This window comes from Bradyrhizobium sp. SZCCHNPS1003, assembly GCF_032381555.1.
Lineage (GTDB): Bacteria > Pseudomonadota > Alphaproteobacteria > Rhizobiales > Xanthobacteraceae > Bradyrhizobium.
In genome coordinates, this window is sequence record NZ_JAUHIU010000026.1 from 52,582 (window position 1) to 61,704 (window position 9,123).

The 9,123-nt window shown below is 64.9% G+C and carries 9 protein-coding genes; 5 read left to right on the forward strand and 4 right to left on the reverse strand.

The annotated features are described in order from the left end of the window. Positions 1 to 146 precede the first annotated feature (146 nt). The 3 genes from QX126_RS30890 to QX126_RS30900 all read right to left on the reverse strand — a co-directional run bounded on the left by QX126_RS30890 (position 147) and on the right by QX126_RS30900 (position 1,767). Positions 147 to 533, reverse strand: a complete 387-nt coding sequence (locus tag QX126_RS30890; RefSeq protein WP_315786049.1) for a hypothetical protein — start codon at positions 531 to 533, stop codon at positions 147 to 149. Between the two features lie 2 nt (positions 534 to 535). Next, the gene (locus tag QX126_RS30895) at positions 536 to 940 is read right to left on the reverse strand and encodes a DUF350 domain-containing protein (protein ID WP_315734089.1); all 405 of its coding nucleotides are present in this window, start codon (positions 938 to 940) and stop codon (positions 536 to 538) included. Between the two features lie 71 nt (positions 941 to 1,011). Beyond that, positions 1,012 to 1,767, reverse strand: a complete 756-nt coding sequence (locus QX126_RS30900; protein WP_315786052.1) for a GntR family transcriptional regulator — start codon at positions 1,765 to 1,767, stop codon at positions 1,012 to 1,014. 201 nt (positions 1,768 to 1,968) lie between these two features. Between QX126_RS30900 and QX126_RS30905 the strand changes: the two genes are divergently transcribed. The 5 genes from QX126_RS30905 (at position 1,969) to hydA (ending at position 6,958) form a co-directional block, all read left to right on the forward strand. After that, entirely contained in the window at positions 1,969 to 2,976 is a 1,008-nt protein-coding gene (locus QX126_RS30905) for an ABC transporter substrate-binding protein (RefSeq protein ID WP_315786070.1), read from the forward strand. Position 2,977: 1 nt separating this feature from the next. Further along, complete coding sequence (locus tag QX126_RS30910; RefSeq protein ID WP_315734084.1) at positions 2,978 to 3,787, forward strand: ABC transporter permease; 810 nt, start codon at positions 2,978 to 2,980, stop codon at positions 3,785 to 3,787. Positions 3,788 to 3,789: 2 nt separating this feature from the next. Then, a complete protein-coding gene (locus QX126_RS30915; RefSeq protein ID WP_315786072.1) occupies positions 3,790 to 4,566 on the forward strand; it encodes an ABC transporter ATP-binding protein in 777 nt (258 codons plus the stop codon). Between the two features lie 247 nt (positions 4,567 to 4,813). After that, the gene (locus QX126_RS30920; protein WP_315734082.1) at positions 4,814 to 5,542 is read left to right on the forward strand and encodes an aspartate/glutamate racemase family protein; all 729 of its coding nucleotides are present in this window, start codon (positions 4,814 to 4,816) and stop codon (positions 5,540 to 5,542) included. A gap of 12 nt (positions 5,543 to 5,554) precedes the next feature. Next, complete coding sequence (gene hydA, locus QX126_RS30925; protein WP_315786056.1) at positions 5,555 to 6,958, forward strand: dihydropyrimidinase; 1,404 nt, start codon at positions 5,555 to 5,557, stop codon at positions 6,956 to 6,958. A gap of 1,056 nt (positions 6,959 to 8,014) precedes the next feature. Here the strand turns inward: hydA and QX126_RS30930 are convergent. Further along, positions 8,015 to 8,329: a hypothetical protein gene (locus QX126_RS30930; protein WP_315786059.1), complete on the reverse strand. Its 315-nt coding sequence runs from the start codon at positions 8,327 to 8,329 to the stop codon at positions 8,015 to 8,017. Between the last annotated feature and the right edge of the window lie 794 nt (positions 8,330 to 9,123).

Below are 9,123 nucleotides of genomic sequence, written 5' to 3' on the forward strand. Positions count from 1 at the left end.
TCGGCACCCCAGGGTGCGGACGTTGCATCGGATCGCTTCCGATGAGTCGGTAGGCCAGTTTTTTATGATTTTGAGTCTGTGTCAAAGATCCGAATCCAAGGAAACATCACAAACGCGGTGTTTTCACGGCGCCGGCGCGACGAAAATCAGCCGCCGCCTCCGAAGCCGTGTCCGAACGAGCCGAAGCCGCCGCGCGAGACATGTGCGGAGGAGGCCTCGGCGACATGGCTCGAGCCGCTGCTTCTGGAATCACTGTCGCCGCTGGAAAATCCCCAGCGGCCGCTGCCGCCGCCACCGCCGCTCGAGCGGCGCGTCGTGCATTCGCTCGTCTGCGGCTGGCCGGCCATGGTCGGCGTCTCGGCGCCTGGCTGCGGGCAGCTCTGCTGCCGCGGCATCAGCGCATAGGCGGTGCCGCCGACCGCGAGCGTGCCCATCAGCAGCAGCGCGACGTGGCCGGAGCGCTTCACCGGCGGCGTCGCGGGCGGGCGCGGCATCGGCCGGCGCTTGCCGAATTCGCGGCGTTGCTTGGACATGGTCAGATGATCATCGAGGCGGCGTTGAGTGCGCCGGCGGAGAGCGACGCGAGACCGAGCCAGATTGCGGAGGCCAGCTCGCCGGCGACGATGCGCTGGGCGAGATCCGGCACCGGGATGCGCACGAGGTAATAGACGATCACCTGGACGATCAGTGCGACCAGCGCCCAGATCAGGCAGTCCAGCACGTTGGCGGAATGGGCGATGGCGCTGACCAGCGGCAGGGTGAAGCCGAGCAGGCTGAGGCCGAGCGCGATCGCAGCCGACGGATGGTTGTCCCGGATCAGCTGGAATTCATTGTAGGGCGTGACGCGGGTGTAGATGAACAGGTAGGCCGTCACCGCGACCAGCGCGGTACAGAAGTACACCAGAAAGGCCGGCAGGCCGGCGAGCGATTGCAGGATCATGGATCAGGCCCGACGCGTGGAAGCTCTCATCTGTCGCGATGCCAGCATGCCCGGTTCGACGTGAACAAAGTCTATCCGTCTTTCGCCGGATCCAGCCTGGCCTGGTCCAGCATCTGCAGCACGGAATCGCCCGTCTTGCGGGTGTGCTCGGAGAGCGCCTCGGCGAAGCCGTCGCCGTCTCGGGCCCGCAGCAACGCCATGAAGGCCTCGTGCTCGCCGATCGACTCGTCCCAGCGCCGCGCGTCGTAATTGGCGACCGCCCGCGCGCGGAACACGCTCGCATGCAGGGTGCTCCACATGTTGAGCAGCACGGCGTTGCCGGCGAGCTTGGTGATCTCGGCATGGATCTGCTGGTTGAGCCGGAAATAGGCGGCGCGCTCGGCGACGCGATGCAGCGCCACCAGCTCGGCATGCATGGCGTCGAGCCTGGCGAGGTCGTCCGCCGTCGCACGCGCGGCCGCGGCGCGGCCCGCGGTGGCATCGAGCGACACCATCACGTCGAAGATCTCGGCGATCTCGCGGGCGTCGATCGGCGTCACCACGGGCGTGCGATGCGGCCGCAGCTCGATCAGGCCCTCGGCGGCGAGGATCTTGAAGGCCTCGCGCAGCGGCGTGCGCGAGACGCCGAAGGTCTCGCACAGCATGCGCTCGGGCAAGGCAGCGCCGGCGGCGAGCTCGCCGTCCACGATCATCTCGCGCACCCTGGCGACGAGCTGATCGTGCAGCGACAGGCGATCGAGCGGCCGCTTGGAGTGGTCGGACGACAGCTTCAGCCGCGCCGGCTTGAAGCGCGTCTTCAGTCTGGGCCGGGGTGCCGTTGGGGTCATGTCGGGCGCGGCTGCTCCGCTGCGAGATGCCTGAAATTCGGGCGATGCGCCCGCGGATCAGGCAGGTTCTCCAAGTTTGATATGCTATTTCATATTGATTTTGTTGTATAAAATCAACATTGCATATCGCATCCAGTTGGCATGTCGTTTGCTGATGAGAGGACAAGCCGTGACAATCCCGTGGATCGACCTGCCCTGGAGATGGATGTGAAACGTTTCGTGCTGCCCATTCTCGCCCTGCTCGCGCTCGCGCTGCCCTCGCTCAGCTTCGCCGACGACGCCGCCAAGATCAAACTCGGCTACGCCAAATGCGCGCATTGCACGCCGATGTCGCTGACGCCGCAATTCGCGGAGGGCGTCGCGATCGACGCCGTCAGCTTCAACACCGGCACTGATGCGCTGACCGCGCTGGTGTCGAAGAACATCGACGTCGCGCAAGTCACTTATCTGCATTACGCCATCGCGCTCGACAAAGGCTTCGATGTCGTCGCCATCTCCGGCCAGGTCAATGGCGGCTCGGCGATCCTGCTCGGCAACGATCTTGAGATCGCGCCGGGCGACTGGGCCGCGCTGAAGGCGCTGATCGCCAAATACAAGACCGACGGCAAGCCGTTCCGCGTCGCGGCGTCACGCGGCAATGCGCAGGACATCCACATGCGCGGCGCCTTCGCCAAGCAGGGCATCGACATCAATAAGGACGTGCAGTTCATCAACATCCCGAACCCGTCGGATCATCTGCAGGCGCTGCGCCGTGGCGAGGTCGAGCTGATCTGCACCGTCGAGCCGTTCGCGACCCAGATCATGCAGGCCAAGGCGGCGAAGTTCTTCGGCTTCCCCTATGACCAGGCCGCCGGCAAGCTGACCAATCTGATCCTGACCCGTTCCGACGTCATCGCGTCCAACCCGAAGGCGCTGGAGGGCGTGGTGCGTGCGGTCGTGAAGGTCGATGCGCACATCGCGGCCGACAAGCCGGCGCTGATCGAGGTGATCTCCAAGATCACCGGTCTCGACAAGGCGATCGCCACCGGCGCGGTCGAGAATCTCGATCCCGATCCGAAGATGTACCGTGCCTCGGCGCTCGCCATCGCCACGATGATGCGCGACCTCAAATACATCAACTCGGACGTCACGGCCGCCGTCGAGAAGAACCTCGACTACCGCTTCCTGGAAGCGGCGACCGGCAAGCCGAAGAGCGAGCTCGGCTACTGAGATGGCTGCGCTCGCCCAGCTCAGGAAGCTCGACCGCACCATCGTGCCCGTGCTGGTGCTCGCGGGCTGGGAGGCGTTCTCGCGCTCCGGCGCGCTGCCGGCGGCGCTGCTGCCGGCGCCGTCGACGGTGCTGTGGGCGTGGGCGGACTGGCTGGTCGGCACCGACGGCAACACCCAGACCTACAGCGCGCATTGGCTCGCCGACATGCTGGCGAGCCTGTCGCGCGTCGCGGCGGGCTTTGCCATCGCCACTTTGCTCGGCGTCGGCCTCGGGGTCGCGATCGGCTGGTCGCGCAAGACCGAGATCGTGATCGAGCCGACCTTGCAGATGCTCAGGCCGATCCCGCCGGTGTCGTGGATCCCGCTCGCCATCATCTGGTTCGGCATCGCCAACAAGCCGGCGATCTTCCTGGTGTTTCTCGGCGCCTTCTTCCCGATCCTGCTCAACACCATCCACGGCGTGAAGACCTGCGACCGCAATCTCATTCGCGCCGGCGCCATGGTCGGCGGCAGCGAGCGCAAGCTGTTGCGCTACATCGTCGTGCCCGCGGCGATGCCGAGCATCTTTGCCGGGCTTCGCATCGGCATCGGCTCGGCCTGGATGCTCACCGTGACGGCCGAGATGGTCGCGGTGAAGAGCGGGCTCGGCTACGTGCTGTGGGATTCCTACTACTTCCTGCGTTACGATCTGGTGCTGGCGGCGATGGCGAGCATCGGCCTGCTCGGCTTCTGCAGCGATCTCGCCATCCGCTTCGTGATGGCGCGCGTGCTGCACTGGCAGCGCAACACCACCTTGGGCGGCGGGGAATGAGCATGGTCGCGATCGAGATCGCCAGCGTCTCCAAGATCTTCACCGACAGGAAGCGCAACGCCGAGGTGACGGCGCTCGCCGACATCAGCCTCAGCATCGCGCGCAACGAGTTCGTCTGCCTGCTCGGCCCGTCCGGCTGCGGCAAGTCGACCCTTCTCAACATGATCGCCGGATTCGAGCAGCCGAGCGCGGGCCGCATCGCCGTCGACGGCGAGACGGTGACGGCGCCCGGCGCCGATCGCGGCGTCGTGTTCCAGCACGCCAATCTGATGCCGTGGCTGCCGGTGCGGGAGAACGTCGCCTTTCATCTGCTGCTAGGCGGCGGCCAGAAGGCCGAGCGCCGCGCGCGGGCGCAGGTCTATATCGACATGGTCGGGCTCACCGGCTTCGAGAACCACTATCCGTCGGAGCTGTCGGGCGGCATGAACCAGCGCGTCGGCATTGCGCGGGCGCTGCTGATGAATCCTCAAGTGATTCTGATGGACGAGCCGTTCGGCGCGCTCGACGAGCAGACCCGCATGGACATGCAGACCGAGCTTGTCAGGATCTGGCAGCAGCACCAGGGTACGATCGTGTTCGTCACCCACGGCATCGACGAGGCGCTGACGCTCGGCACCCATGTCGCGGTGATGAGCGCACGTCCCGGCCGCATCGTCGAGATCATCCCGATCGACCTGCCGCGGCCACGGGACATCACCAGCCCGCAGTTCAACGCGCTGAAGCGCCACATCCTGGCGCTGCTGCGCGGCGAGCGGGCGGAGCAGGGGGAGCGGGTGTGAGGATGGCCCGATTGCTCCCGCACAAACGATGCATGTTGAAGCCGAGACAGCTCGATATGCGCAGTGCGCCCCCTCTCTCGCTTGCGGGGGAGGGCTGGGGTGGGGGCGCTCCACGGCACGCTGCCCGTGAGGAGAGAGTTCCCCCACCCGGATCGCATCTGCGATGCGATCCGACCTCCCCCGCAAGCGGGAGAGGTCTTCCCGCCGACCACCTCCAACTGCCCGCGCCGAGAGAGGCAAACCACCAATGACCAAACGCACTCTCCTCGGCATGCTGACGCCGTCGTCGAACACCGCCCTGGAGCCGATCACCTCGGCCATGGTCGCCGGGCTGCCCAGCGTCTCCGCGCATTTCTCGCGCTTCAAGGTCACGGAGATCGCGTTGTCGACCGACGCGCTGGCGCAGTTCGACACATCGAACATCTTGCGCGCGGCCGAATTGCTCGCGCATGCCAGGGTCGACGTCATCGGCTGGAACGGCACCTCGTCCGGCTGGCTCGGCTTCGAGGCCGACGTCAAGCTGTGCGAGCAGATCACCGCGGCGACCGGCATTCCCGCGACCACCTCGATGCTGGCGCTGAACGAGATTCTGACGAGATCCGGCGTGAAGCGGCTCGGCTATGTCACACCCTATCGCGACGACGTGCAGGCGCGGATCATCGCCAACTACGAGACGCTCGGCATCGGTTGCGGCGGCGACCGCCATCTCGGCCTGCAGGACAATTTCTCCTTCGCCGAGGTCACCGAGGCGCAGCTCGAGCGCATGATCCGCGAGGTCGCGGCCGAGAAGCCCGATGCGATCGCCGTCGTCTGCACCAACCTGCGCGCCGCGCCGCTGGTCGACAGGATGGAGCAGGAGACGGGCATTCCAATTCTCGACACCATCGCCACCGTGGTATGGAAGAGCCTGAAGGTCGCCGGCGTCGATCCGGCCGCCGTGACCGGCTGGGGCTCGCTGTTCAAGAACTTCGCCTGAGAAGGACGTCACATGGCTGCATTCGACACCGCCATCCGCAACGGCACCGTCGCCACCGCGAGCGATACGTTCAAGGCCGATGTCGCCATCAAGAGCGGCCGCATCGTCGCGATCGGCGAGGCCATCACCGATGCCGACGAGATCGTCGATGCCACGGGCCTGCTGGTGCTGCCGGGCGGCATCGACAGCCATGTCCATATCAGCCAGCCCTCCGGCCCCGGCATCGTCATGGCCGATGATTTCGAAAGCGCGACGCGCGCCGCGGCGTTCGGCGGCAACACCTTCGTGATGCCGTATTGCCTGCAGGAGAAGGGCCAGCCGCTGCGCGCGGCGCTGAAGGACTATCACGCCCTCGCCGACAACACCTGCTACGTCGACCACTCCTTCCACCTCATCATCGCCGATCCCACCGACGCGGTGCTCGGCCAGGAGCTGCCGTCGCTGGTCGCCGACGGCTATTCGTCGCTGAAGATCTTCATGACCTATGAGGGCCTCGCGCTCAGCGACTACGAGATTTTGGGCGTGCTGCAGGTCGCGCGCGAACGCGGGGCCTTGGTGCAGATCCACGCCGAGAACTACGACGCCATCCGCTTCCTCACCGACCGCCTGGAGCGCGCCGGCAACATCGCGCCGTATTATCACGGCAAGTCGCGGCCGATTCCGGTCGAGCGCGAGGCGACCCATCGCGCGATCTCGCTGGCCGAGCTGATCGACGTGCCGATCGTCATCGTCCACGTCTCCAACCGCGAGGCGATGGAGGAGATCCGCCGCGCGCAGGCGCGCGGCCTGAAGATCCACGGCGAGACCTGCCCGCAATATCTGGTGCTGACCGAAGAGGACATGCAGGGCCTCAACATGGAAGGCGCCAAATATGTCTGCTCGCCGCCGCCGCGTGACAAGGCCAGCCAGGAGGCGTGCTGGGAGGGCCTGCAGCAGGGCGTGTTCTCGCTGTTCTCGTCGGATCACTGCCCGTTCCGCTATGACGACGAGGCCGGCAAGCTGACGCCGAAGGGCCGCACCAGCTTTCGCTGGGTGCCGAACGGCATCCCCGGCATCGAGACGCGGCTGCCGATCCTGTTCTCCGAAGGCGTCAACAAGGGCCGCATCACCCTGAACCAGTTCGTCGCCTTCACCGCCACCAACCACGCCAAGACGTATGGGCTGAGGGCTAAGGGCTCCATCGCGATCGGCTACGATGCCGACGTCGCGCTGTGGGACCCGACCAAGACGGCCAAGATCAGCCAGTCCGGCCTGCACCACGGCTCCGACTACACGCCCTATGAAGGCATCGAGATCACCGGCTGGCCGGTCGCGACGATGCTGCGCGGAAAATTCGTCGTGCGCGACGGCCAGCTGGTCGGCGCCAAGGGCGACGGCCGCTACGTTACGCGCGGCAAGCCGGGTGCAGTGGCCTGAGTGGCCTAAGCACGCTCTTCCCATCCGTTATTGCGAGCGCAGCGAAGCAATCCAGAGTCGAGCTCGCGACTCTGGATTGCGTCGTCGCTTCGCCCTTCGCAATGAAGGCCAATTGCGATATCGCTCCTGTGAACAACCGTCAGACAAGGAGTGCCGCTAGGTCCGCGGCTCTTCCGAGACCCTGATTATGATGTGGGTCCGCGGGATCGCATCATGATCTCGTCTCTTTGCTCGAAGCTGATCGTGGGTGAACGATCGTTCCAGTCCTCAGCGGACTGGAAGCGGGTTCAACAGGCCGTCCATCCGCCGTCCGTCGCGTAGAATGCGCCGGTCAGGTTCGACGCCTCGGGCAACAGCAGGAACAGTATCTCCGCGACGAGCTCCTACATGGCGTCCGCGCGTACGGTGCCGCCAGCGCGACCGGCCAGACTCATGGGCCCGCCGTTACAGAACAGCCGACATGAAATCGCTGTCGGTCAATGCAAGGACAGCTAGTTTTCGTGGACGTGAAAGCCCGGTGCGCGGAACGCTCCGGGCTCATCACGTGGTCGCAAGAAACGACTAATGATGCACCCGCAGGGTCCCGTCCGCGTTGTAGTCACTCTTGGGATTGTAGCCGGAATCGCGGTGCGTTCTACGATGTAGGGCAGCGTTGCTGCCGCTTGCGCCCGGAGTTCCGCTGTCAACCCGCATGGTCCCGTCTGCATTGTAGTCACTCTTCGGCCTGTAGCCGGAATCGCGATGCGTTTTTGCATGTAGGTCAGCGTTGCTGCCGCTCAGGCCCGGAGTTCCGGGATTGACCTGCATATTTCCATATTGGTCGCGATCACTTTTGCCCGCCCCGACCTGCTGAGCCGCACTGGCTTTTGCATGAGTACCTCTTGCATGATGAGTACGATGTCCGGCCAAGGCCGCAGATGTAGAGACGGCGAGAATAACAAGACCAACAGCAATGCTTCTAGCCATAGTGAACTCCTCACGTTGAAGGACCATTGATGACGGATACGCCGTCAATGCTAGCCTGCCACGGAACTTGCTGACCGTCTTTGATGCAACTCAAGGTACTAAAAGCGGGTGCGACGTCACGGTCCGCACGACTTTTGGCATCATTTCTTCGGCTTTGGCGCGGTGCCCGGCGGAGCCGATGTCGCTCCGCAACATGCCACTGACGACGGGTTTGACCGATGCCTTCACCGTACCGCTATCGACTTCGACTTGCGAAACGCCGGTCGTCATGTCGACCAGAAGCCGATCGCCGCTCAGCACGTTCTGGCAACTGGTCGACACCACCCCGCCGAGCGTGGTGATCGGAATCGGGACCGAGCTCTGCGCCGCATGGGCATCGCAGGTGACTTGCGCGAAGCCGCTCATGGCAGATCGCCGATCCGAAACAGGAGCGTTCGACAGGGTCTCGATCGGGAACGCAAGCCTTGGCGGTGACCGTTCGAACGCCTGAAAGGAATATGATTTCTGTTTATCGAAATTCTATTTTGTTTTTCCGAAAAATGTGCGCTACTGCGCGCCGTCCCGCCCCAACGAGGGGACGCTTCGCGGTCGTCACGGACGTCGGGGTGGGATGCGATGGGCGCTGTGGGGTCGCAGCATGGCTTGGCCGTGCCGACGAACGATCCCCGGCGCACGGTGAAGTCGCGTGGTCCTGGCCTCCCGGTGCTGAGGTCAAGCTTGTGGGCGTTGCTGATGAGCTGCCTGCGGGTGATGGGGGCAAGACAGCCGGTCCCCAGGGAGATCGCGTATAAATCGTAAAGCCATCGTGCAGGGAGGGCCGGGTGTTTCGGCCAGACCTGTGGCGACTGCCGCCTGCTTTCTTTTCTGCAGGCGGGCCACGGGCGCGGCCAGCGCCCGGCCTTCCCTGCGCCCTCAGTGAGAGGAGGGCGGTGAGATGGATGCATAGCTCGGGCGCTGGGCGCCGCGAGATCGCGAAAGCTTGGGATGACGGAAGGTTTGAAGCGCGGGGCGTGGATCGCGGTCGAGGCTCTATCGAGCTTCGTGCTCGCATTGCTGGAAGGCGAGGGTGGTCGTGTTTGGGAGTTCGGGGTTTGAGGCGCGTAGGCGCGGCAGAAGCGGTGGGCTCCCCTCCCCCTTGCGGGCTACGGGATTCCCGGTTTTATGCTTTGGGTTGCAAGTAGATAGCCTTCAAGCATTGC